This window comes from Streptomyces sp. KLMMK (assembly GCF_036961605.1).
Lineage (GTDB): Bacteria > Actinomycetota > Actinomycetes > Streptomycetales > Streptomycetaceae > Streptomyces > Streptomyces telluris.
The window spans coordinates 1-23,690 of sequence record NZ_JBAMDC010000070.1 but is presented as its reverse complement, the minus strand read 5'-3'; the positions used below and the strand labels follow the sequence as shown (position 1 = coordinate 23,690).

At 72.6% G+C, this 23,690-nt stretch carries 23 protein-coding genes; 5 read left to right on the top strand and 18 right to left on the bottom strand.

Features of this window, described 5'->3' with window-relative positions:
- From V7793_RS14065 to V7793_RS13995, 15 genes are all read right to left on the bottom strand, one after another.
- Window positions 1–435: flavodoxin-dependent (E)-4-hydroxy-3-methylbut-2-enyl-diphosphate synthase (locus tag V7793_RS14065; RefSeq protein WP_443057905.1), on the bottom strand; the 435-nt coding region annotated here is incomplete at its 3' end.
- Between the two features lie 5 nt (window positions 436–440).
- Window positions 441–1,463 (bottom strand): adenosyl-hopene transferase HpnH, encoded by a 1,023-nt coding sequence (hpnH, locus tag V7793_RS14060; RefSeq protein ID WP_168093759.1) that lies wholly within the window; start codon window positions 1,461–1,463, stop codon window positions 441–443.
- Between the two features lie 5 nt (window positions 1,464–1,468).
- The gene (locus V7793_RS14055; RefSeq protein WP_058042619.1) at window positions 1,469–2,119 is read right to left on the bottom strand and encodes a phosphorylase family protein; all 651 of its coding nucleotides are present in this window, start codon (window positions 2,117–2,119) and stop codon (window positions 1,469–1,471) included.
- Complete coding sequence (shc, locus tag V7793_RS14050) at window positions 2,119–4,152, bottom strand: squalene--hopene cyclase (RefSeq protein WP_336006441.1); 2,034 nt, start codon at window positions 4,150–4,152, stop codon at window positions 2,119–2,121. The genes V7793_RS14055 and shc overlap by 1 nt, the downstream gene beginning before the upstream one ends.
- A 117-nt stretch (window positions 4,153–4,269) precedes the next feature.
- Window positions 4,270–5,289 carry a polyprenyl synthetase family protein gene (locus V7793_RS14045; RefSeq protein ID WP_173864765.1) on the bottom strand — a complete coding sequence of 340 codons (1,020 nt, stop codon included), beginning with the start codon at window positions 5,287–5,289 and terminating at the stop codon, window positions 4,270–4,272.
- 116 nt (window positions 5,290–5,405) lie between these two features.
- Window positions 5,406–6,866: a hydroxysqualene dehydroxylase HpnE gene (gene hpnE, locus V7793_RS14040; RefSeq protein WP_336006437.1), complete on the bottom strand. Its 1,461-nt coding sequence runs from the start codon at window positions 6,864–6,866 to the stop codon at window positions 5,406–5,408.
- 82 nt (window positions 6,867–6,948) lie between these two features.
- Window positions 6,949–7,899 carry a presqualene diphosphate synthase HpnD gene (hpnD, locus tag V7793_RS14035; protein WP_168093764.1) on the bottom strand — a complete coding sequence of 317 codons (951 nt, stop codon included), beginning with the start codon at window positions 7,897–7,899 and terminating at the stop codon, window positions 6,949–6,951.
- The gene (gene hpnC, locus V7793_RS14030) at window positions 7,896–8,771 is read right to left on the bottom strand and encodes a squalene synthase HpnC (protein WP_443057906.1); all 876 of its coding nucleotides are present in this window, start codon (window positions 8,769–8,771) and stop codon (window positions 7,896–7,898) included. The genes hpnD and hpnC overlap by 4 nt, the downstream gene beginning before the upstream one ends.
- Window positions 8,772–9,234: 463 nt before the next feature.
- Complete coding sequence (locus V7793_RS14025) at window positions 9,235–10,035, bottom strand: ATP-binding cassette domain-containing protein (protein WP_168093766.1); 801 nt, start codon at window positions 10,033–10,035, stop codon at window positions 9,235–9,237.
- Window positions 10,028–10,963 carry an ABC transporter permease gene (locus tag V7793_RS14020; protein WP_336006429.1) on the bottom strand — a complete coding sequence of 312 codons (936 nt, stop codon included), beginning with the start codon at window positions 10,961–10,963 and terminating at the stop codon, window positions 10,028–10,030. The genes V7793_RS14025 and V7793_RS14020 overlap by 8 nt, the downstream gene beginning before the upstream one ends.
- A 78-nt stretch (window positions 10,964–11,041) precedes the next feature.
- The gene (locus V7793_RS14015) at window positions 11,042–11,947 is read right to left on the bottom strand and encodes a glycosyltransferase family 2 protein (RefSeq protein ID WP_336006426.1); all 906 of its coding nucleotides are present in this window, start codon (window positions 11,945–11,947) and stop codon (window positions 11,042–11,044) included.
- A complete protein-coding gene (locus tag V7793_RS14010; RefSeq protein ID WP_168093769.1) occupies window positions 11,944–12,729 on the bottom strand; it encodes a CDP-alcohol phosphatidyltransferase family protein in 786 nt (261 codons plus the stop codon). The genes V7793_RS14015 and V7793_RS14010 overlap by 4 nt, the downstream gene beginning before the upstream one ends.
- Window positions 12,707–13,768, bottom strand: coding sequence for an iron-containing alcohol dehydrogenase family protein (locus V7793_RS14005; protein ID WP_058042609.1), 1,062 nt, complete (start codon window positions 13,766–13,768; stop codon window positions 12,707–12,709). Before V7793_RS14005 ends, V7793_RS14010 begins: the two co-directional genes overlap by 23 nt.
- Complete coding sequence (locus V7793_RS14000) at window positions 13,756–14,493, bottom strand: phosphocholine cytidylyltransferase family protein (protein ID WP_336006419.1); 738 nt, start codon at window positions 14,491–14,493, stop codon at window positions 13,756–13,758. Before V7793_RS14000 ends, V7793_RS14005 begins: the two co-directional genes overlap by 13 nt.
- Window positions 14,490–16,277, bottom strand: a complete 1,788-nt coding sequence (locus V7793_RS13995) for a DUF5941 domain-containing protein (RefSeq protein ID WP_336006445.1) — start codon at window positions 16,275–16,277, stop codon at window positions 14,490–14,492. Before V7793_RS13995 ends, V7793_RS14000 begins: the two co-directional genes overlap by 4 nt.
- Window positions 16,278–16,655: 378 nt before the next feature.
- Here V7793_RS13995 and galE point away from each other — a divergent pair, with 378 nt between their 5' ends.
- From galE to idi, 3 genes are all read left to right on the top strand, one after another.
- On the top strand, window positions 16,656–17,654 hold the full coding sequence (gene galE, locus V7793_RS13990; protein ID WP_336006418.1) for a UDP-glucose 4-epimerase GalE: 999 nt from the start codon (window positions 16,656–16,658) through the stop codon (window positions 17,652–17,654).
- 176 nt (window positions 17,655–17,830) lie between these two features.
- On the top strand, window positions 17,831–18,778 hold the full coding sequence (locus V7793_RS13985; RefSeq protein WP_058042606.1) for a cation diffusion facilitator family transporter: 948 nt from the start codon (window positions 17,831–17,833) through the stop codon (window positions 18,776–18,778).
- Between the two features lie 56 nt (window positions 18,779–18,834).
- Window positions 18,835–19,446, top strand: a complete 612-nt coding sequence (gene idi / locus V7793_RS13980) for an isopentenyl-diphosphate Delta-isomerase (RefSeq protein ID WP_336006415.1) — start codon at window positions 18,835–18,837, stop codon at window positions 19,444–19,446.
- On the opposite strand, the gene V7793_RS13975 is transcribed toward idi, so the two are convergent.
- Window positions 19,421–19,918 (bottom strand): ATP-binding protein, encoded by a 498-nt coding sequence (locus V7793_RS13975; protein ID WP_058042604.1) that lies wholly within the window; start codon window positions 19,916–19,918, stop codon window positions 19,421–19,423. The genes idi and V7793_RS13975 overlap by 26 nt on opposite strands.
- A 252-nt stretch (window positions 19,919–20,170) precedes the next feature.
- On the opposite strand from V7793_RS13975, the gene V7793_RS13970 reads away from it, so the two are divergent.
- Window positions 20,171–20,977 carry an enoyl-CoA hydratase/isomerase family protein gene (locus V7793_RS13970; protein WP_336006411.1) on the top strand — a complete coding sequence of 269 codons (807 nt, stop codon included), beginning with the start codon at window positions 20,171–20,173 and terminating at the stop codon, window positions 20,975–20,977.
- A gap of 27 nt (window positions 20,978–21,004) precedes the next feature.
- Here the strand turns inward: V7793_RS13970 and V7793_RS13965 are convergent, their stop codons facing one another.
- Both V7793_RS13965 and V7793_RS13960 read right to left on the bottom strand, forming a co-directional pair.
- The gene (locus V7793_RS13965; protein WP_336006408.1) at window positions 21,005–21,655 is read right to left on the bottom strand and encodes a DJ-1/PfpI family protein; all 651 of its coding nucleotides are present in this window, start codon (window positions 21,653–21,655) and stop codon (window positions 21,005–21,007) included.
- A gap of 77 nt (window positions 21,656–21,732) precedes the next feature.
- Window positions 21,733–22,710: a GlxA family transcriptional regulator gene (locus tag V7793_RS13960; RefSeq protein ID WP_336006405.1), complete on the bottom strand. Its 978-nt coding sequence runs from the start codon at window positions 22,708–22,710 to the stop codon at window positions 21,733–21,735.
- Between the two features lie 121 nt (window positions 22,711–22,831).
- Between V7793_RS13960 and V7793_RS13955 the strand changes: the two genes are divergently transcribed.
- Window positions 22,832–23,690 (top strand): SCO6745 family protein (locus V7793_RS13955; RefSeq protein WP_336006404.1); only part of this gene is annotated, 859 nt, incomplete at its 3' end.

Here is a 23,690-nt window from a genome sequence, read left to right as displayed (position 1 = left end):
CGTCCCCGCATCGGAAGCCGCCTTGGCGATCTCCTTGACCTTGTCGTCGAACTGCTTGATGTTGCCCGGGTTCACACGGACCGCCGCGCAGCCGGCGTCGATCGCCGCGAAGACGTACTTCGGCTGGAAGTGAATGTCCGCGATCACCGGGATCTGCGACTTCTTCGCGATGACCGGGAGCGCATCCGCGTCGTCCTGCGTGGGGCAGGCCACCCGCACGATCTGGCAGCCGGACGCCGTCAGCTCCGCGATCTGCTGGAGCGTGGCGCCGATGTCCGACGTCCTGGTCGTGGTCATCGACTGCACCGAAACGGGCGCGTCGCCGCCCACGGCGACCGACCCGACCTGGATGCGCCGCGAGGGGCGGCGCACCGCGAGCGGCCGGGCCGGCACGCCGGGGAGCCCGAGGGACACGGGTCCCGCGGAGGAGGCCACGGCCGTCAGCTCCGGTTCCCGGCGACGCTCTCGCGGGCCGCGCGGATCGACTCCTTCAGCGACCCCATCGTGGCGAGGACGGCGGTCGGCTCGTATCCGCAGTGGGCCATGCAGTTGTCGCAGCGCGGGTCCTTGCCGCGGCCGTACTTGTCCCAGTCGGTCTCCTCGATCAGCTCCCGGTACGTCGGGACGTAGCCGTCGCTCATCAGATAGCAGGGGCGCTGCCACCCGAAGAGGGAGTAGTTGGGGATCGCCCAGGCGGTGCAGGAGAAGTCGACCTTGCCCTCCAGGAAGTCCAGGAACAAGGGGCTGTGGTTGAGCCGCCAGCGCGCCCGGTTCCCCCCGGAGAAGGCCTTCTTGAAAAGCTCCCGGGTCTGCTCGACCCCCAGGAAGTGGTCCTGGTCGGGAGCCTTCTCATAGGCGTAGGCGGGCGAGATCATCATCTCGTCGACCTTGAGGTCGTCGTTGAGGAAGTTGAGCACCTCGACGATGGTCTGCGGGGTGTCGGTGTTGAAGAAGGTCGAGTTGGTGGTGACCCGGAAGCCGCGCCGCTTGGCCTCCTTGATGGCCTCCACCGCCTCGTCGAAGACGCCCTCCTTCGCAACGGACTCGTCGTGCCGCTCGCGCAGCCCGTCGATGTGCACCGCGAACGCGAAGTAGGGGGACGGGGTGAACTTGTCCATCTTCTTGCGCAGGAGCATGGCGTTGGTGCACAGGAAGACGTACTTCCGCTTCGCCACCAGCTGGCGCACGATCTCGTGGATCTGCGGATGCATCAGAGGCTCGCCGCCCGCGATGGAGACCATCGGCGCCCCGGACTCCAGCACGGCGCCGACGGCCTGTGCGACCGGCATGCGCTGCTTGAGCACCCCGGCGGGGTGCTGGATCTTCCCGCACCCCTCGCACTTGAGGTTGCAGGCGAAAAGCGGTTCCAGCTCGACGATCAGCGGGAACTTCTCGCGCTTCCTGAGCTTCTGTTCAAAAAGGTACGTTCCCACCCGGATGGACTGGCGGAGTGGCATGGCCATCTGGCTCACCTCCTGGGGAGCAGTAAAGAACGGTGCCATTCGATAAAAGCCGGGAGGACGGTGCGCAGAACCCGGAAAGCCGATATTCCACCGCGCAACGTCCCGATTCGGACGAGTTCATGTTCTGGAGCGTCCACGACCACCCGGACGGCCGCAACCGGGCGCGGCCCCGCACGCACGGCGCTTCGGAGTGTGGCCGCGGACTCCATGTCCACGGCCAGCGCGCCCGCGGCGTGCAGGGCGGCCCGCTCCGCGCCGCGCACGACGTGGTCCGAGCCGACGAGGGGCCCGGTGTGGATGACGCGCCGGGGCACGGCACGGGCGAGCTCCTTGGCGAGGAGCTCGACACCCGAGCACTCGGTGCTGCCCGTGCGGTCCCGGGTCTCGTCGGCGACGACCAGGTCGCCGGGGTGCATCCCCGGGGCCAGGCCGGCGCAGAAGCCCGTGGCGACGACCGCGGCCTCGCGCATCGCCGGGTCGCGCAGGGCCCGGGTGACGGCATGGTCCGCGGCCTGCGGCCCCATGCCGGTCCGCAGAACGGTCACGGGCCCGGCCGCCCCGCCCGGGCCGCCCCCGCGCAGGGCGAGGCGCTCGATGCCGAGCGCACAGGCGACCAGCAGCGGTGCGGGGCCGGGACTGCCCGTGCCGTTCGTCATCACGCCTCCAGGCGGTCGGGGGTGAACAGCTCCCCGTGCACGTAGCGGCCGAGGGCCGTGAGGGGGAAGACCTGCCGGTAGAGGTGGTAGTTGATGGAGAAGTCCCAGGGGAACCCGGTGCCGGTGAAGTGCGGCTCGTCCCAGGACCCGTCCGCGCGCTGGGTCTCCACCAGCCGGGCGACGCCCCGCTCCACGGCCTTGCTCTCCCGCTCCCCGGCGGCGAGCAGGGCCATCAGGGCCCAGGCCGTCTGGGAGGCGGTGGAGGCGCCGCGCCCGATCCACTCGGGGTCGCGGTAGGAGCGCAGGTCCTCGCCCCAGCCGCCGTCGTCGTTCTGCACACCCTCCAGCCAGCGCACGGCCCGGCGGATCGCCGCGTGCGAGGCGGGGATGCCGGCCGCGACGAGGGCGGGCACCACCGAGCCGGTGCCGTAGACGTAGTTGACGCCCCAGCGGCCGAACCAGGCGCCGCTCTCCTCCTGTTCGGCCAGCAGCCACTCGACGCCGCGCCGCGTGCGCGGGTCGTGCCGCTCGCCGAGGAAGGCGAGCATCTCCACGACGTGCGCGGTGACGTCGGCGGACGGCGGGTCGACGACCTCGCCGAAGTCGCAGAAGGGCAGCCGGTTGGGCAGCGTGCTGGTGTTGTCCGCGTCGAAGGCGCCCCAGGCGCCGTTCTTCGACTGCATGCCCAGGTTCCAGCGGGCGGCCCGCCGGACGGCCGTCTCCAGGCGCGCGGGCTCGGGGTGCCGGACCCGCTTGAGGGCCAGCACGACCTCGGCCGTGTCGTCGATGTCGGGGTAGGTGTGGTTGTGGAACTCGAAGGCCCAGCCGCCCGGGGTCAGCCCGGGGCGGCGCACCGCCCAGTCGCCGGTGCGGTGGATCTGCTCGCCGAGCATCCAGTCGGCGGCCTTGACCAGCGCCGGGTGGTCGGGCGCCACGCCGGCGTCCGCGAGGGCGATGGTGGCCAGGCAGGTGTCCCACACCGGGGACTGGCAGGCCTCGATCATGCGGCTGCCGTCCTCGCGCCACACGGCGAAACGGTCCAGCGACTTGAGCCCCTCGCGCAGCACGGGGTGGTCCAGGTCGTAGCCGAGGAGGTGCAGGGCGATGATCGAGTAGACGGCGGGGGGCTGGATGCCGCCCCAGCAGCCGTCGTTCTCCTGGCGCTCGATGATCCAGCGGGCGGCCGAGTCGAGCGCGAGGCGGCGCAGGCGGCCCAGCGGGAACCGGCGGTAGTGGTGCAGGGCCTTGTCGAGCCGCTGGAAGACGCCGTCCCAGCTGGCCGCCGGGGCGAGCGGGCGCGGCGGGTTCGGCCGGGCCGGGTCGGTGTGCAGCTCGTCGAGCGCGAAGGGCGCGGGGCGCACGGGGCGCTTCGCGGAGACGATGGTCAGGGGCACGATGGTCTGCCGGGCCCACTGGCCGAAGTCGTAGAGGTTCAGGGGGAACCACTTCGGCAGGAACATGATCTCCGGCGGCAGTTCGGGGAGGTCCTCCCACTTCCACCAGCCGAAGAGGGCGAGCCAGATACGGGTGAAGACCCGGGAGGCGGCGATCCCGCCCTGCTCGCGGACCCATGCGGAGGCGGCGGCCATGTGCGGGGCGTCGGGGGCGTCCCCGGCGAGCCGCAGGGCGACGTAGGCCTCGATGGTGGTGGAGAGCTCGCCGGGCCCGCCGAGGAAGGTGGCCCAGGTGCCGTCCGGGCGCTGCTCGGAGCGGATGTGGAGGGCGGCGGCGCGGGTGGTCTTCTCGTCCTGGACGCCCAGGAACTGACGGAGCAGCAGGTCTTCGGCGTCCATGGTGACGTTGGTCTCCAGGTCGCCCTTCCACCACCCCTGCTCGTCCTGGCGGGAGAGGAGGTGATCGACCGCGCGGGCCGTCGCCCGCTCCGCGGCGGCGAGCGCGCCGGGCGCCTCACCCTCCTGGAGCGGGGGCTGTGCCGTGCCGTGTGCCGTGTGCTGTTGCGCTGTGGTGCTGTCGGTGGCCGCGGCAGCGCGGGGCGGCAGGGCCCCGGTGCTTCCGTCGGTCGTCGCTGTCATGGTTTCCCCTTTTTTGCAGTGAGCTTCCTTCTCTGCCTTCCTGGGGGCTCCGTCGGCCGGCGCCGCAACACTGGCGCCGGCCGGCGACCGCGATCTGCTAGATCGGGTGAATAGGAATCATCTCTTTCGTACGACGACGAAGTCGGCGAGCGCCACCAGTTGGGCTCGGACTTCTGCGGGCATGTCAACTCGGTCGAGGGCGGCGATCGCGGTCGCGTGCTGGCGGCGGGCCTCCTGGGAGGTCCACTCCCGGCCGCCCGCCTCTTCGATCAACATCGCGCGGCTGGCGAATTCTTCCTCGTCGAAGTCGGCGAGCTGGGCGTCGCTGAGCTTGGCGTCGGCCGCGAGGATCTCCGCGAGCCGCTCGGAGGCGGAGCCGCCGGCGTCGAGGGCCGCGACCACCGGCAGCGACTTCTTGCGCTGGCGCAGGTCGCTCCAGGTCTGCTTGCCGGTGGCCTCCGGGTCGCCCCAGATGCCGAGCAGGTCGTCCACCGCCTGGAAGGCGAGGCCGAGGTGGTAGCCGTAGGCCTCCAGGGTGTCGGCCGTGTGGTCGTCGGCGCCGCCCAGGACGGCGCCGATGGAGACCGCGCAGGCGAGGAGGGCACCGGTCTTGTTGCCCTCCATCTCCAGGCACTCCTCGACGGTGACCCGCTCGCGGTGCTCGTAGGAGATGTCCTGCGCCTGGCCGTCGATCAGCTTGCGGGTGGCGGTGGTCAGCCGCCGGGTGGCGCGGCCGGCCTCGACGGTGCCGAGCTCCAGCAGGATCTCGTTGGCGAGCGCGAAGAGGGCGTCGCCGACGAGGATGGCCTGCTCCGGCCCGTACACCTTCCAGACGGTGTCGCGGTGGCGGCGCTGTTCGTCGCCGTCCATCAGGTCGTCGTGCAGCAGGGAGAAGTTGTGCACGAGCTCCACGGCGACCGCGCCGGGGATGCCCACCTCCGGGGCGCGTCCGGCGGCCTCGGCCGAGAGCAGGGCGAGCGCGGGCCGGACGGCCTTGCCGCTGTCGCCGTGCGCCGGCCGCCCCTCGGCGTCGATCCAGCCGAAGTGGTAGGCGGCGACGGTGTCCATGGGCGGCGCGAGCCGGTCCACGGCGGCACGCAGCACCGGCGTGGCAAGCGTCCGTCCCCGCTCCAGCATGGCGTTGACGCCTGCGGTGTCGACAGCTGGGATCGCCGAAGTCACGGTCTCTCCTCTGGTGGTCGTGCTCGTGCGCGGCCCGGTCCGGGCACGCGACGCTTCATGGCTCGCCTCGGTCATACCGCCTCCCGCAAGGGGCTCTCGTGCGGTCGGCCGAGCTCGGAGAGTGCCGCACCCGCGGCGTGGACGCCGCTGCGCACAGCGCCCTCCATGGTCGCGGGCCAGCCCGTGGCGGTCCACGCGCCGGCCAGGTACAGGCCGGGCGCGTTCGTGCGGGCGGGCGGCCGCAGCCGGCCGACGCCCGGGGTGGGGGCGAACGTCGCTGTACGCTCCCGGGTCACGAAGAAGTCCCGGACGCCGGCGCCGCGTGCGGCGGGCAACAGCCTTTCCAGCTCGGGAAGATAGCGGGCCCGCAGCTCGGCCACGGGCCGTTCGATGTCGTCCTGCGCCGCCGACTGGGAGACCGCCAGGTACTGGCAGCCTTCCCAGCCTTCCCCCCGCGCCGCGAGGCCGGAGGAGTCCGTGCGGTCGAAGACCCACTGCACGGGCGAGCCCAGCGCGGTGAAGAACGGCTGCCGCAGGACCTTGCGGTCGTAGACGACGTGGAGGTTGAGGATGGGGGCGGTGCCGATCTGCAGCAGCCGGCCCGGCTCGTCCAGGGCGCCGTCGGGCAGCAGGGCGTGCGTCTCGCGCTGCGGCAGGGCGAGCACGACCGCATCGGCCGTGAGTCGCTCGGCCGCACCGGGGCCCGTCTCGGCGTCGACCTGCCAGAGGCCGTCCGCTGCGCGGGCGACGCCGGTGGCGCGGGTGCGCAGCAGGGTGCGCACGCCAGCCTTGTCGAGGGCGGCGCGGGCGCGGGTGTCGTGCAGCTCGCCGAGGGGGACGTGTGCCCAGCCGATGTCGGCGGCTCCGGGCTCGGTGAGCAGCGCGGTCTTGAAGACCATGGCGGCGAGGCCGAGCGAGGACTCGCCGGCGGTGGCGTTCAGTGTGGCCACGCCGATCAGGTCCCACAGGGCCTCGACGGTGCGGGGGGACTGGCCGTGGCGGCGCAGCCAGCTCGCGAAGTCCGTGCCGTCGAGGGCAGGGTCCTGCGGGTCGAGGCCGCGCAGGGCCAGCGCGGCGCGGCCCACCTGGGCGCGCTCGGCGAGCGAGAGGTGGGGGTACGTGGCGAGGCTCGCGGCCAGGTGCAGGGGGACGGGCAGGCCGGTGCGGCGCAGCCGGCCGAGGCGGGGCCTGCCGGAGGGGTGGCCGATATCGAGGACGGGCACGTCGAGCCGGTCCTGCAGGGGCGCGAGGTGCAGCGCGTCGATCCGGTCGAGGAACGAGCTGTAGGCGGTGCAGCAGCGCAGGTAGACGTGCTGGCCGTTGTCGATGGTGAGGTCGCCGCGGCGGAAGGAGAAGGCGAGGCCGCCGAGCCGGGGCCGCCCCTCCAGGAGGGTGACGCGCACGCCGGCGTCGGCGAGCTCCAGCGCGGCCGTGATGCCGGCGAGTCCGCCGCCGACGACCACCGCGCGGGTGGCCGGGGCGCCGTCCCCGTCGGTGGGGCCGCGGCCGGGCCCGGTTGTCGTGGCTGTCATGTGCCCACCCCTTCGGCTGCTCTCAGGGACGTTTTCGCAGGGCGGAGGGTTGCGCGCCGTTTGCCGGCCCGGAACAGGGGCATCAAGCGCGCCCCCCGGCGGTCCGCCGGTGGACGCTGCGGGCGTCCAGTCCGGACAGGCCGCGCACGGCGACGTAGACCTTCTCCCGGCCGGGCAGGGAGACCCGGCCGCGCAGGACCGCCTCGGGGTCCTCGGCGATCCGGTCGAGCAGCCGGCGGTAGATGCCGGCCATGGCGGCGACGCAGGCGCCGCTGCGCCGGTCGAGCATGGGCAGCAGCCGGGTTCCTTCGGCGAAGAGCGCGCGGGCGCGCCGGACCTCGAAGTGGACGAGGCCGGTGAAGTCGGCGCCGGCCGGGGGCCGGGCGGAGTGGAAGCCGTCGGCGCAGCCGAACTTCGCGAGGTCGTCGGAGGGCAGGTAGGTGCGGCCGTTGGCCGCGTCCTCGCGGACGTCGCGCAGGATGTTGGTGAGCTGCAGCGCCAGGCCGAGCGTATCGGCGTACTCCGAGGCGCGCGCGGCATCGCGCGCGCCGGGCACGGTGCCGAATACGCCGAGGGAGAGCCGGCCGATGGCACCCGCGACGCACCGGCAGTACACCGCGAGGTCGTCCCAGGTCTCGTACGACTCGCCGCGCACGTCCATCTGAACGCCGTCGATGAGTTCGTCCAGCCCGCCGAGCGGGATGGGGAAGCGGCGCGCGGCATGGCTGAGCGCGACGGCCACCGGGTCGGTGTCGTCCTCGGCGATCCGGCCCTCCCGGATCCGCGCGAGCAGCTCGCGCGTCTCCTCCAGCCGGCGGTGCTTGTCCCCCGCGTCCAGCGGCCCGTCCCCGATGTCGTCGACACGCCGCGAGAAGGCGTACAGCGCCGACATGGCGCGCCGCTTGGCGGTCGGCAGGAGCCGGATGCCGTAGCTGAAGTTGCCCGCCTGCTGCCCGGTGACCGCCTCGCAGTAGCTGTACGCGGCGAGCACCGGTGCGGACGCTTCCTGCGATCCGTTCACGGTCCTGCTCACCCCTCTCTTCGCAGTGTCGCTCCCACCTCGCGCAGCAGGCTGAGCTTGGTGGGCTTGGGCGGTCCGGGCAGTACGTCGTGTCCTGCGGCGGCGACCGCGCGGAGCGCGGCCCTCCCCCCGCCCACGAACCCCGCGAGCAACAGCTTCAACCTGCCGTGGACGCTACCCACCAGGGGGGTGCCTTCATTCAGCAGTTCCCCGGCGCGTTCCCCTTCGTACGCGACCAGGGCGCGCAACGACGCGCCGCCGGTCGGGCGCGCGAGGTCGGCCTCGGTGACGTGGAAGCGCTTCATGTCCTCGGCCGGGAGGTAGACGCGGTCGCGCCCGAGGTCCTCGGTGACGTCCTGCAGGTGTTCCACGATCTGCAGCCCGGTGCAGACCGCGTCCGAGCGGCGGATCCGCTCGGGGCTGGCGGTGCCGGTGATGCCCAGGACGAGACGGCCGACGGGGTTCGCGGACAGCTCGCAGTAGGCGAGCAGATCGTCGTACGTACCGTAGCGGCGGACGCGCTGGTCCTGCCGGTTGGCCTCGATCAGCCCCAGGAAGGGCTCCGGGGTCAGGCCGCACCGGCGCACGGTGGGCCGCAGGCGGCGCAGCAGCGGGTGGTTCGGGCCGGTGCCGGAGCGGTCGAAGACGCGCCGCAGGTCCGCCTCGAAGGCGTCCAGCATCGCGAGCCGGTCCTCGCTCGTGTCGGCCCGCGCCCCCGCGAGCCCCAGCAGCTGCGCGTCGCGCCCGCCGGGAGCGAGGTCGCCGTCGCCGATGTCGTCGACGAGGCGGGCGTACCCGTAGACGGCCATGAGGTCGTCCCGCCAGGCGCGCGGCAGGAAGAAGGGTGCCACAGGGAAGTTCTCGTGCGCGGCCTTGTCGAGCACGGCGCGCTCGTGCGCGTCCGTCCCCGCCGTCACCGCGGGCTGCCCGGACCGGGGACGGCGTGCACGCCTCGGGGCTGGAGAGTTTCCGTAGCCATTGCCGTCACATCTCCCGTTCTACACTGCCGACCCAGAACATCCTATTTCGGACACGCCGCAGGGTAGACACCCCCTTCGGCGCCCCCTGCTCCCCCTTCGGCACCCACTGTCCCGCCGTATCCGACGCCGTCTCCGGAGCCGCGGATACACCGGTATCGCACGCTTCGCCGCAAATCAGCACGGTACAGCGTACGCCGCACACCTGTCCGACGCGCGGCCGGGTAGGTGCTTGATCCATACAATGCCACGCGAGCAACGAATCAACCCTGCCAATAAGCCAGTTGATCGTTACGGAAAGGTCAAGGCCCTCACCGGAGCGCACCGGCGAGGGCCCGCGGGAACCGGCTCGCGCCGGCCCGTACGGCGCCTAGCGGGCCGTCTCCTTCTCGTACGCCCGGACCACTTCCTCGGTCGGTCCGTCCATCAGCAGCTGTCCGTGCTCGAGCCACAGCACGCGGTCGCAGGTGTCCCGGATCGACCTGTTGTTGTGGCTGACGAGGAAGACCGTACCCGCCTGCTTGCGCAGCTCGCGGATGCGGGCCTCGGAGCGCTTCTGGAACGAGCGGTCACCGGTGGCCAGCGCCTCGTCGATCATCAGCACGTCGTGGTCCTTGGCCGCGGCGATGGAGAACCGCAGCCGGGCCGCCATGCCGGACGAGTAGGTCCGCATGGGCAGCGTGATGAAGTCGCCCTTCTCGTTGATCCCGGAGAAGTCGACGATGCCCTGGTAGCGCTCGCGGATCTGCTCGCGCGACATCCCCATGGCCAGACCGCCGAGCATCACGTTCTTCTCGCCCGTGAGGTCGTTCATCATGGCCGCGTTCACACCCAGCAGCGAGGGCTGGCCGTCGGTGTAGACCTTGCCGCGCTCGGTGGGCAGCAGCCCGGCGATGGCCTTGAGGAGGGTGGACTTGCCGGAGCCGTTGGAGCCGATCAGGCCGATCGCCTCGCCGCGGTAGGCGGTGAAGCTCACGCCCTTGACGGCGTGCACCTCGCGCACGCCGGCCCCCGGCTTGCGCTTGACGATGCGGTTCAGGGCGGCGGTCGCACTGCCCCGGCCGGTGTTGCCGCCGTAGACGCGGTAGACGATGTGGACGTCCTCCGCGATCACGGTGGGCACGCGGGCGTCCGTCCCGGCGGGGTTCGGGGTGGGGTTCTGTTCAGCCACGGCCGTACTGCTCCTCAGCCTTCCAGAAGTACACGAAGCCGCCGACGCCGACCACGACCGCCCAGCCGACCGCCAGCAGCCACACGTGCGGCGGCAGGTGGATGTGGCTGTGGTCGTCGATCAGGGACCAGCGCATCAGGTCGATGTAGACGGCGGCCGGGTTGGCGCTGAGCACGTCGATGACCCACTTCGGGGCGTGGGCCTTCTCCAGCGCCTCGACCATGTTGTACATCACGCCGGACGCGTACATCCACGTCCGCGTGATGAACGGCAGCAGCTGCGCCAGGTCGGGCGTCTTGCTGCCCGCCCGGGCCATGACCATCGCCAGGCCGGTGTTGAAGAAGAACTGCAGCACCAGGACGGGGACGATCAGCGCCCACGACGGATCGGGCAGGTGCCCGAAGCCGAGGAGGAAGAGGAACAGCACGCACATCGACAGCAGCAGCTGCTGGAGCTGCTGCATCGCGAAGGAGATCGGCAGGGCCGCCCGCGGGAAGTGCAGGGCGCGCACCAGACCCAGGTTGCCCGAGATGGAGCGCACGCCCGCCAGCGCCGAGCTCTGGGTGAAGGTGAAGACGAAGACGCCGGTCACCAGGAAGGGGATGTAGGTGGCGATCCCCATGCCCTTGGACTGCTGCATCAGCAGACCGAAGATCAGCAGGTACACGCCGGCGTTCAGCAGCGGCGTCGCCACCTGCCAGACCTGGCCCAGCTTGGCCTGGCTGTACTGGGCCGTCATCTTGGCCCGGGAGAACGCGACGATGAAATGCCGCCGCGCCCACAGCTGCCGGGCGTACTCCGGCAGGCTCGGGCGGGCCCCGCTGACCGCGAGACCGTACTTCTTGGCCAGCTCGGCGGCGGACAGTCCGTCGTCGGGCGATGGCGGGGCACTCATGGCGACCGCACTGTCGTGCGTTGTCTCGCTCACAGTTGACACTTTCGTCCTCAAGGTGCGCTGCCGGGGGCTCGCCCCGGGCCGCGCCCGATGCTCATAGACAAGAGCTTGTCAGATCACGGGAGGCCGACCCAGCCGGGTCAGGCGCCACACGGTACGCCACTTCATGGGGCGCCGTGGACCACAGGGAGTCGTCCAGCCCTCCTTGAAGCCCCCGAACCAGGCCCGCAGCGCGGGCAGGGACGGCCGCCGGGCCAGGGTGAGCAGCAGCCACACCCCCAGGTAGACCGGGACCAGCGGGGCGGGGAGGTTGCGCCGGGCGAGCCAGACGCGGTTGCGGGCGACCATGCGGTGGTAGACCGCGTGGCGGCTCGGCGCCGTCGTCGGGTGGTGCAGCACCATGTCCGCGCGGTAGTCGATCATCCAGCCCGCGTCGAGGGCCCGCCAGGCGAGGTCGGTCTCCTCGTGCGCGTAGAAGAACTCGTCCGGCAGCCCGCCGACCTCGGCGAAGACCCGCGTGCGGACCGCGTTGGCACCGCCGAGGAAGGTGGTCACCCGCGAGGAGCGCATCGGGTCGGAGGCGCGCAGCCGCGGCACGTGGCGGCGCTGGGTGACGCCCGTGTCGGGATCGGCGATCCGGAAGCTGATGATGCCCAGCTTGGAGTCGGCGGCGAACGCCTGCCGGCACAGCTCGGCGGTGTCCTGGCCGGGCAGCAGGCCGTCGTCGTCCAGGAACAGCATGACGTCGACCTCGCGCCCGGCGGGCCCGAACGCCTCGATGCCCACGTTGCGCCCGGCCGGGATGCCGACGTTCTCCGACAGCTCGACGGTGCGCACGGCCAGGCCGGGGACGGCGATCGGCGGCAGCGGGGAGCCGTTGCCGACGACGACGACCTCGATCGGGTCGCCGTCCTGCTTGGCGACCGACTCCAGCAGGGCGCGCAGCTCCGCCGGGCGGTTGCCCATGGTGAGGACAACCGCGCCGACCTTGGCCGAAGAGGCGGAGGAAGCGTTCATCGGAGCCTGCTCGACGCGAGGATGGACACGAGGTGCAGCACAGTCTGCAGCACCGCGACGGCGGCGAGCAGGACCACCGCGACACGGGTGAACAGCAGGTCGCCGTGGACGAAGTCCGCGATGCCGGCCACCAGGATCACCAGCGACGCCTCGACGCCGCCGACCAGCCGGTGGAACTTCAGCGCGGCCGCGGCCTTGCGGGCCAGGGCCATGCCCGAGGAGCGCGGCGTGGCCGCGGAGTCCTCGGCGGCCGCCATGCCGCTACGGGCGCGGGCCACGTCGACCAGGTCCGTCTCCGCCTTGATCAGGATGGCGCCGAGCGCGGCCAGCGTGCCCAGGAACGCCCACTGCCACTGCGTGGCCGCACCGTCCTTGTGCAGCACGTCCGCCGCACGAATGCCGAAACCGACCAGCAGGGCGGCCTCGGAGAGGTAGTGGCCCACCCGGTCGAGATAGACACCGGTCGTGGAGGTGACCTTGCGCCAGCGCGCGAGCTCGCCGTCCACGCAGTCCAGCAGCAGGTACAGCTGGATGAGCAGCGCACCGAGGATCGCCCCGGTGAGGCCCGGGATCACCAGGGCCGCGCCCGCCGCGATGCCGGCCAGGATCATCAGGCCCGTGTACTGGTTGGGCGTGAGCCTGGTGTTCAGCAGGACCCGGGTGCAGCGCAGGGAGATCTCGCGCATGTACAGGCGCCCGGCCCAGTGCTCGCCGCTGCGCCGGTCCTTCAGCCCGCCGGGGTGGACGACCGGGCGGAGTTCAGCTAGTGACGGTTTTGGCATAGTCGGCGTAAGCGTCCCTGATCTGGTCGGTGGAGAGCGCGAGGTGCTCCAGGATCGTGTAGCGGCCGGGGCGGGTCTGCGGCGCGTACTCCACGGCCGTGACGAACTCCTCGGCGCTGAAGCCGATCTCCTGCGGCAGCACGGGCAGGCCGTGCCGGCGCAGCACCTCGACCATCAGCGCGGACTCCTCGCGGGCACCGCGCAGGTGCATCGCGAAGGCCGCACCGAGGCCGCACTGCTCGCCGTGGCTGGCCGCCCGCTTGGGGAAGAGCAGGTCGAAGGCGTGGTTGATCTCGTGGCAGGCGCCGGAGGCGGGGCGGCTGTCGCCGGCCACCGACATGGCGATGCCGGTGAGCACCAGGCCCTCGGCCAGCACCTGCAGGAAGCCGTCGTCGCCGACGCCGCCGGGGTGGCGCAGCACGGCCTCGCCGGCCTGCCGGGCCATGGCGGCGGCCAGGCCGTCGATGTCCTCGCCGCGCTCGCGGGCGGCGAGCTCCCAGTCCGCCACGGCGGAGATGTTGGAGATCGCGTCGCCGATGCCGGAGCGCACGAAGCGGACCGGGGCCTCACGGATGACGTCGAGGTCGATCACGACGGCGATGGGGTTGGGCACGCCGTACGAGCCGCGGCCCGCGTCGTTGTCCAGGGTCGCGACCGGCGAGCACAGGCCGTCGTGCGAGAGGTTGGTCGCGACGGCCACCAGGGGCAGGCCGATGCGCGCGGCGGCGTACTTCGCACAGTCGATGATCTTGCCGCCGCCGAGGCCCACCACAGCGTCGTAGTGGCCGGACTTCATCGCGTCGGCCAGCTTGATGGCGTCGTCCAGCGTGCCGCCGCCCACCTCGTACCACGAAGCGCCGGGCAGCGCCGGGGCGAGCCGCTCGCGCAGCACCGCCCCGGAGCCGCCGCTGATGGCGACGGCCAGCTTGCCGGAGCTGGAGATCCGCTGATCGGCGAGGACGCTCGCCAGATCGTTGAGGGCTCCGGCCCGGATGTCGACGACGACCGGCGAGGGGATGAGCCTCGTCAGTACTGGCACGCGATCCCCCGGCCCTTGGCGAGGTCGTCGTGGTTGTCGATCTCGACCCACTGGACATCGCCGATGGGCGCCACGTCGATCTTGAAGCCGCGGTTGACGAGCTCCTGGTAGCCGTCCTCGTAGTAGAGGTCGGGGTCGCGCTCGAAGGTGACCTTGAGGGCGTCGGCCAGGTCGGCGGCGGCCTCGCCCTCGATCAGGGTGACACCGATGTACTCACCGGTGGCCTCGGCCGGGTCCATCAGCTTGGTGATCTTCTGGACGCCCTTGTCGGGGTCCACGACGACCTTCATCTCCTCGTCGGCGAGCTGCTTCACCGTGTCGAGGGCGAGGATGATCCTCTGGCCGTTGCCGCGGGCGGCGAGCAGGGTCTTCTCGACGGAGACCGGGTGCACGGTGTCGCCGTTGGCGAGGATCACGCCGTCCTTGAGGGCGTCCCGGCCGCACCACAGGGAGTAGGCGTTGTTCCACTCCTCGGCCTTGTCGTTGTCGATCAGGGTGAGGCTCAGGCCGTACTTGGCCTCCAGGGCCTCCTTGCGGGCGTACACGGCCTCCTTGCGGTAGCCCACGATGATCGCGACCTCGGTCAGACCGATCTCGGCGAAGTTGGCCAGGGTGAGGTCGAGGATGGTGGTGTCACCGTCCACCGGCACCAGGGCCTTGGGCAGAGTGTCGGTGTAGGGACGCAGACGCCGTCCGGCGCCGGCGGCCAGCACGAGGCCGATCATGCGGGTTCTCCTGTTTCGTCGTGTACTGCGGGTGCCCCGGAGGACACCCAGAAGCGGATGCTCTCGCTGAGCACCACGAGGGCGATGGCGGCCGCGAGGACCGTCAGCGCGATGGTGAAACCTCGGCCGTGCCACAGGGCGGCCGCGATGGTGACCGCCAGGACGCGACCCTCGTGTCCGCCGATCGCCCGCACCAGCCGGTGCGGGGGCGCGCCGGTGCCACCGCGGATGCGGTACACCGTGTCGTAGTGATGGTAGGCGACCGCGGCCACCAGGCCGAAAGCCGCAGGGAGGGCCCCCGGGGCCCCGGACTGCGCCGCCAGTCCCAGGACGATGCCGTACTCCGCTCCCCGGAAGACCGGGGGGACCAGCCAGTCCAGGGGGCCCTTGAGGGGCTGGGCGACGGCGACGCCGGCGAAGACCGCGTAGACCACGGCCTGCAGGACGGCGCGCCACGTGCCGCCGCTTCCGGTCAGCAGCGGACCGATGAGCAGGCAGGCGGCGGCGAGCACGGCCCAGAAGGGGGCGCTGTAGGCGCGGCCGGGCACCGTGCGGCCCAGGCTGCCCGCCGCGGCCTCGGCGATCGGGCCGGAGTCGGCGAGGTCGGCCAGCGCCTGCGCGGCGCGGTCGGTCCGCTTCGCCTTGCGGGTCAGGGAGCGCAGGACGCGGCCCGCGGTGGTGTAGCAGGCGGCGAAGGCGCAGCCGATCAGCAGCACGTAGAAGACGGTGCGGGGGGTGGTGAGCGCGGTGAGGACCGCGATCAGTGCCCAGCGCTCGCCGATGGGCAGCACGATCATGCGGCGGACCCAGACGGTCCAGCCGACGCTGTCGAGGCGCCCGGAGAGGGCGGCCGTCGGGCTCGTGTTGGCCGTGGCGTCGTGGTTCGCCTCGTTGAAGGCGAAGTCGACGACGTGCCGGCAGGTCATGAGGACCATCGCGCCGAGCGCGAGCGCCCACACGTCGTCGTGGCCGCCGCCGCGGGACGCGCCGAGGGCCAGGCCCGCGTAGAAGGCGTACTCCTTGGCGCGGTCGAAGGTCGCGTCGAGCCAGGCGCCGAGCGTGGAGTACTGCAGGGAGTAGCGGGCGAGCTGGCCGTCGGTGCAGTCGAGGACGAACGAGAACAGCAGCAGCGCGCCGGCGGCGACGAAGCCGCCGCGGGTGCCGGTCGCCGCGCAGCCGGCCGCGATCAGCGCGGTCAGCAGGGAGGCGGTGGTGACCTGGTTGGGGGTGAGGCCCCGGCGGGCGCACCAGCGCGCGAGGTAGCGCGAGTACGGGCTGATGCAGAAGGTGGTGAAGAACCCGTCGCGGGACTTCACGGCGTTGCGCAGGCGCACGGCCTCGTCGTCGACGGCCCCGGCCTCGGCGAGGGTCTTCGCCCGCGCGTCGTCCCCGTCCGGCACGGCCGCGACGAGCACGCCGAGCTCGGGCCGGTGCACGGCGATGCCGTCGGCCTCCAGCCGGGCGGCGAGCGCGTCGGGCAGGCTCGCGCCGGCGTCCGTCACCGCGCTCAGCGCATGCGTCAGGGACGCACGCGCGTCCGGCTGGGCGGTGAGTGCGCCCTCGACCGCGGCGGCCGGGAAGCGGGGGTCGGTCAGGGCCAGCCGCAGGGCGTGCAGGTGGCCCACGAAGCCGGGGTCCACCAGAGCGACGCGCTCGGTGGCCGGGACGGCGGCCAGCGCCCCTGCGGCGTCCTCCGTCACGCGGACGTCGAAGCCGAGGGACCGCAGGTCCTCCTCAAGGGAGGAGCCGGCGGGCGGCGTACCGGTGAGGATGGCGGTCGACAGACGAACTCACTCCTTGCGGCTGACATGGCCGCCCCGGGGCCGCGGGACGCGGCGGGCGGCAGTCGTGCCGGCGACCCCGGCGGGGGCGGCACGTCGGCAGAGGCTATCGGATCACCGGAAGGCCCCGTTCACCGCACGTGCGCCTCCTGCCTCCGGCAGGGGTCCGCCACTGAAAGGACGCCCGGGCGGAGCGTCTGGTTCCAGGCCGGGGCGGTCCGGCACCGCCGCACCGCGCCATCGCGGTCTCTCGCCGTTGCGGCGGCGGAAGCATGCCCGCCGCGACGGCGGGACACCACCGCGGCGGGAGCCGGCGGAATGCCCGGCCACCGGAATCGAACGCAGGTCGTGACCCGCCGTCCAGGCGCTAGGGTGCCGGTCATGACATGGCTGATCACAGGCGGTGCCGGATACATCGGGTCGCACGTCGCCCGGGCGATGACGCAGGCCGGCGAGCGGGTCGCCGTGCTGGACGACCTGTCCGCGGGCGTGGCCGAGCGGCTGCCCGCGGGCTGCGTGCTGGTGCGGGGCTCGGTGCTGGACCGCGAGCTGCTCGACCGTACGTTCGCGGAGCTGGGCGTGACGGGCGTGGTGCACCTGGCGGCGAAGAAGCAGGTCGGGGAGTCGGTGGAGAAGCCGCTCCTCTACTACCGGGAGAACCTGCACGGGCTGACCGTGCTGCTGGAGGCGGCGGTCGCCGCCGGGGTGCGCAGCTTCGTGTACTCCTCCTCCGCGGCCGTCTACGGCATGCCGGATGTGGACCTCGTCACGGAGGACACACCGTGCGCGCCGATCAACCCGTACGGCGAGACCAAGCTGGCCGGTGAGTGGCTGGTGCGGGCCACCGGCAAGGCGCACGGCCTGTCCACGGCGTGCCTGCGCTACTTCAACGTGGCGGGCGCCGCGGTGCCGGAACTCGCGGACACCGGGATCTTCAACATCATCCCGATGATGTTCGACCGGCTCACCCGGGGCGAGGCCCCGCGCATCTTCGGCGACGACTACGCCACGCCGGACGGCACCTGCGTGCGTGACTACATCCACATCGAGGACCTGGCCACCGCGCACCTGGCGGCGGCCCGCCGGCTGGCCGAGCGGACGGAGCCGGGCGACCTGACGCTGAACGTGGGCACGGGCGAGGGCGTCTCGGTGCGGGAGATGGCCGGCCTGATCGCCGAGGTGACCGGCCGGACGGAGCCGGCGCCCCTGGTGGAGCCGCGCCGTCCGGGTGATCCGGCGCGTGTCGTGGCGTCGAACGAGCTGATCGCGAAGGAGCTCGGCTGGAGCCCCGCGCACGATGTGCGCAGCATGGTCGCTTCTGCCTGGGAGGGCTGGTGCCTGCACCACCCGGAGGCCCGGCAGGCTCTTCCGCGCGACTGACGCGGGCCGCCCAGGGGTGATCGCCGCAGGTCGGCGCGATGGACATCGCCGCAGGTCAGAGCACATGACAACGGTGTTCAGTGCCGCGTTGCCCGATACCCCCCGCCCGTAGTTCACTGGGTGCCCGGACGGCAGGAGCCGGCCGGGCGGGCACCCGTTTCCTTAAGGCGGCATTCATGGGCGCAGGGCACGATCACGGTCACTCGCACGGAGGACCCCCGCCGGGCACGACCGGCACGGCGGCCGCGGCCTACAAGGGGCGGCTCAGGATCGCCCTGGGCATCACGCTCACCGTGCTGCTGGCCTACGTCGTGGGCAGCGCGCTGACCGGTTCGCTGGCGCTGTTCGCCGAGGCGGGTCACATGGCGACGGACGCGGTGGGCGTCTCGATGGCGCTGCTGGCGATCCACTTCGCCAACCGCCCGGCGTCGAGCCGGCGCACCTACGGCTACGCCCGGGCCGAGATCCTCGCGGCGCTGCTGAACTGCCTGCTGCTGCTCGGCGTGGGCGGCTTCATCCTCTTCGAGGCGATCGAGCGGCTGGCGAACCCCACGGAGGTGCCGGGCGGGCAGACGGTCGTCTTCGGTCTCGTGGGCGTGGTCGCCAACGGGATCTCGCTGGCCCTGCTGATGCGGGGGCAGAAGGAGAGCCTCAATGTGCGCGGTGCGTTCCTGGAGGTGCTCTCGGACGCGCTGGGTTCGCTCGCGGTGGTGCTCTCCGCCCTGGTGATCATGGCCACGGGCTGGACGCAGGCGGACCCGATCGCCTCGCTGCTGATCGCGGTGATGATCGTGCCGCGCACGGTCAAGCTGCTGCGGGAGGCGCTGGACGTCCTGCTGGAGGCGGCTCCCCGGAACGTCGACATGGACGAGATCCGGTCACACATCATGGCGCTGCCCGGGGTGCAGGACCTGCACGACCTCCATGTGTGGACGATCACATCCGGGATGCCGGTGCTCTCCGCCCACGTCGTGGTCGACCACCTGGCCCTGGACTCCACCGGGCACGAGAAAATGCTCCACGACCTGCAGGGCTGCCTCGGCGAGCACTTCGACGTGGAGCACTGCACCTTCCAGCTGGAGCCCAGCGGCCATGCGGAGCACGAGGCGAAGCTCTGTCATTGACGCCCCGGCCGGGTACGGCAGACTTGAGGGTCGAAGACCGACAACGAGGATGGTCAATGCCGATCACACCAGCCAATGGCCTCTCCGCCGACACCGCCGCTGCCCCCTCCCAGGAGGAGTCAGCCGAACCGATCATGCTGGAGCTGGTCGACGAGGACGGCAGAACCATCGGCACGGCGGAGAAGCTCTCCGCCCACATCGCCCCCGGCAGACTGCACCGGGCCTTCTCGGTCTTCCTCTTCGACGACGAGGGCCGGCTGCTGCTGCAGCGGCGGGCGCTGGAGAAGTACCACTCCCCCGGCGTGTGGTCGAACACGTGCTGCGGTCACCCGTATCCCGGTGAGCCCCCGTTCGTGGCGGCGGCCCGCCGCACGGGCGAGGAGCTGGGGATCGCGCCCGCGCTGATGCGCGAGGCCGGAACCGTGCGCTACAACCACCCCGACCCGGACTCGGGCCTGGTCGAGCAGGAGTACAACCACCTCTTCGTGGGAATCGTGCGGGCCGAGCCGCGCCCGGCCCCGGAGGAGATCGCGGAGACCGCGTTCGTGACCCCGGCCGAGCTGGACGCGCTGCGGGCGCGCCTTCCCTTCTCCGCGTGGTTCATGACGGTGCTGGATGCGGCGCGCCCCGTGGTGCGCGAGATCACCGGGGACGCGGCGGGCTGGTAGGCGCGGGGAGCGGCAGGGCGGCCCAGACCACCTTGCCGCCGCTCGCGGTGTGCTCGACGTCGCACATGCCGCCGGCCTCGTCGGAGATGGTCTTGACCAGCAGCAGTCCGCGGCCGCCGATGCGCTCGTCGTCCGCCTCCAGGGGCTTGGGCCGGTAGGGGTGGTCGTCCTCGACGGCCACCCGGATCCAGTGCCGCCCGATGGAGACCTCCACCGCCACCTCGGGCGAGAGCAGTGCCGCGTGCTGGACGGCGTTGGTGACCAGCTCCGAGACGATCAGCAGCAGCCCCTGCAGCAGATCCTCGCAGAGCGGCACGCGCTGGTGCCGCAGGAGGTCGCGCACGGCGTGCCTCGCACGGGGGACGGAGGAGTGCAGCGCGGGAGCGGTGAAGCGCCAGGCTCCGTCGAACTCGACCGGGCGCCGGGGCGGGGCCTGCCCCGGGTCGGGCGGGACGCTCCCGAGGATTTCCATGTCCGATACCAACCCCTCACCATGGTCGACCGCAACCACGAGTGTTGGGAAGGTGAGGGACCGTACCGGCGGGGTGACCACAATACATCGGCTATCGACGGAGTTTGATCGTGTGCGTATGCCACGGTCACTGACGCGACTGATCCTGGCCGCCCTGTTCCACGCTCCATGAACGATCCGGAGCTCTTCGTTCCACCCCGGCGCCGGGGGACGCCACCGGCGCGCCCGGCGGACCCGGATAGCATCCGGCGCATGGAGCCCGCACTTCACCTGGACGTCGCCGACGGCGTCGCAACGGTCCGCATCGCCAACCCCGCCAAGCGCAACGCCATGACCACGGACATGTGGCGGGCCCTGCCCGAGCTGCTGGCGCGATGCGCCGGCGACCCGGACGTACGGGTGCTGGTGCTCACCGGCGAGGGCGGCACGTTCTGCGCGGGCGCCGACATCTCCGCTCTCACCGAGGGGGCCGAGCGATCGCGGGAGCTCGCGATCGCGGCCGAGGAGGCGCTGGCCGCCTTCCCCAAGCCCACGCTCGCGGCCGTGCGCGGCCACTGCGTGGGCGGCGGCTGCCAGCTGGCGGCCGCGTGCGACCTGCGCTTCGCCGCCGAGGACGCGTCCTTCGGGGTGACCCCGGCGAAGCTGGGGATCGTCTACGGGGCCTCCTCCACGCGTCGGCTGGTGGAGCTGACCGGCCCCTCGGCGGCCAAGTACCTGCTCTTCTCCGGCGAGTTGATCGATGCCGCGCGGGCGCTGCGGACGGGCCTGGTGGACGAGGTGTGGCCGCCGGAGGCGCTGGAGAAGCGGGTGGCGGAGTTCGCACAGGTGCTGGCCTCGCGCTCGCTGCTGACGCAGGCCGCGGCGAAGGAGTTCGCCGCGGGCCCCGCCTCCCCGGACCGGATCGCGCACTGGGCGGAGCAGGAGCGCGGCAGCGGCGACACCGCGGAGGGCGTCGCCGCGTTCCTGGAGCGCAGGGGGCCGCGGTTCACGTGGACCGCGGCCGGAGAGCCGGGCGGGCGGCCGGACCCCCGCGCCGGCCTTCCCGTCTCCGGCCGCTAGACCACCGGCCGCCCGGCCCCTGCTCGTTCAGCCGCCGTTCTTCCCTGCGGACTCCGCCAGGTCCGCGTTCCGCCACTCGGCGACGAGGTCGGCCGGGGCCTTCTCCGGCGAGCCCGCGTCGTAGGGCGGCTGGGGGTCGTACTCGATGAGCAGCTGGACGGACTGCGCGGCACGGTCGCCGGCGATCCGGCCCACGAGCGTGAGCCCCATGTCGATACCGGAGGAGACGCCGGCGGCCGTGACGTACTTGCCGTCGGTGACGACGCGTTCGCCGGTCGCCTTCACCCCGAAGGAGGCGAGCTTGTCCAGGTACAGCCAGTGACAGGTGGCCCGACGGCTCGTCAGCAGCCCGGCGGCGGCCAGGACCAGGGAGCCGGTGCACACGGACGTCGTCCACGTCGTGGTGCGGTCCACCTCCTGCAGCCACTCCCGGACGGGGCCGGGCGCCATCGGGCCGCTCGGGTCGGCCGCGCCGGGCACGACGACGATGTCGGGGGCCGTGACCTCGGCGAGGGAGGCCTCGGCGACCAGGGAGAGGTTGCCGCTCTCGTTGTACACGGGCCCCGGGCGCTCGGCGACGAGCACGGCTTCGGCACCGGGGAGGGCCCTGAGGGTGTCGAACGGGCCGACGGCGTCGAGGGCGGTGAAGCCCGGGTAGAGCAGGAAGGCGATCTGCACGGTGGTCCTCGTTCCGGTGGATCGAATGTGTCGGATGTACCGGATATACCGGATTTGCTGGATGTGCTGAATGCTGGTCAGACGGGGGTCAGGGGGCGGAAACGGCGCCGGTACTCGGCGGGCGAGGTGCCGAGGGCACGGACGAAGGCGCGCCGCATCGCCTCGGGGGTGCCGTAGCCGCAGGCGCGCGAGACCTCCTCGACGCCGTCGGCGGCGTCCTCCAGCTGCCGGCGGGCGGCCTCCAGGCGCACCCGGTCGACGTAGCGGCCCGGCGTCATGCCGGTCTCGCTCTGGAAGGCGCGGGCGAAGTGCCGCGGGGAGAGGCCGGCCCGGGCCGCGAGCGCCTCGACGGACAGGTCGGCCGCAGGGTTCTCGACGATCCAGTGCTGGACGTCGCGCAGCCTCGGGCGGCGCGCGGTCTGCGCGGCGAGCGGGGCGCTGAACTGGGTCTGGTTGCCGGGGCGGCGCAGGAAGACGACGAGGTTGCGGGCGACGGCGAGCGCCGGCTCGCGCCCCAGGTCGTCCTCGACGAGGGCGAGCGCGAGGTCGATGCCGGCGGTGACGCCCGCCGAGGTGACGACGTTGCCGTCGCGTACGTAGATGGGGTCCGGCTCCACCCGCACCGACGGGAAGCGCGCGGCGAGGGCGGCGCAGAACGCCCAGTGGGTCGTGGCGCGGCGACCCTCCAGCAGGCCGGCCGCGGCGAGCAGGAACGCCCCGGTGCACACCGACACCACGCGCTCGGCGCGCGGCGCGTGCTCGCGCAGCCAGCCGATCAGGCGGGGGTCGGGGGCGCGGGTGGCATCGCCGCCGGGCACCAGGAGGATGTGCGGGTCGGGGGCGTCGTGGAGCGCGTGGTCGGGCACGATGCGCAGGCCGCTGCCGGTCCGCACGGGGCCGCCGTCGAGGGTCGCGGTGCGGACGCGGTACGCGGGATCCCCGGTCCGGGACACCGCGCCGGCGAACACCTCGGCGGGGCCGGTGACATCGAGGCTCTGGACGTCGTCGAAGAGGACGATCAGCACGGTGCGGCCAAGCGGGCGGTGGTGCGTCATGTCCTCCATGCTCGTCGCCCCCGGATTTGTCCGCAATGACGAATACCCCACCTTTCCTGCCACCCCCGGCGGATGCCGCCGACCACTTCCCGCCGTACCGACCAGTCGGTAGCGTGCGGGCATGACCTCACTCAACGGGACCCTGCCCGAGCTCGCCGGACGCCACTGTCACCAGTGGCTCAACGCCCTCCACGCGACGGTGTACTTCTCCCCCGACTACCTGCGGGAGATGGCGGGGCTGGGCGTCGAGGACGACACCGCGGCGAACATCGCCGGGCGCACGGCCCCGCTCGGCCGCGTCGGAGCCGGGACGGTCACCGCGGCGTACTACAACTCCAAGTACGAACTGATCGCTCGTCATGTCCCGGGCGTCTGGGACGTCGTCTCCCCGCAGGAGGCCCTCGCCGCACGGCTGCGCGCGGCCGACGCGACGCTCCGCAGGCTGCTCGGCGAGGACGCCGTGGCCGCCCCCGAGATGGCCGAGGCCGCGGAGCTCGCCCTGCGCGCCGCCGAGGGCTGCAGCCGCGGCGGCCGCCCGCTGTACTCCGCCCACGCCGACCTGCCCGTGCCCGGCGCGCCGCACCTCGCGCTCTGGCACGCCGCCACGCTCCTGCGCGAGCACCGCGGGGACGGCCACATCATGGCGCTCGTACGGGCCGGTCTCGACCCGGTCGAGGCGCTCGTCAGCCACACCGCCACCGGCGGCGGCATGACCACCAAGTGGCTCGTCGCCACGCGCGGCTGGACCGAGGACGAGCTCGCCGCCGGACGGGACCGGCTGCGGGCCCGCGGGCTGCTGGACGCGGAGGGCGAGCTGACCGAGGCGGGCGGCGCGCTGCGCGACGAGCTGGAGGCGGAGACGGACCGCCTCGACGCCGCGCCGTACGAGCACCTGGGGGCTGCGGGCGTCGAGCGCCTGACCGCCCTCGGCAAGGAGTACGCAAAGGCGGTCATGCTCGCGGGCGCGTTCCCCGCGGACC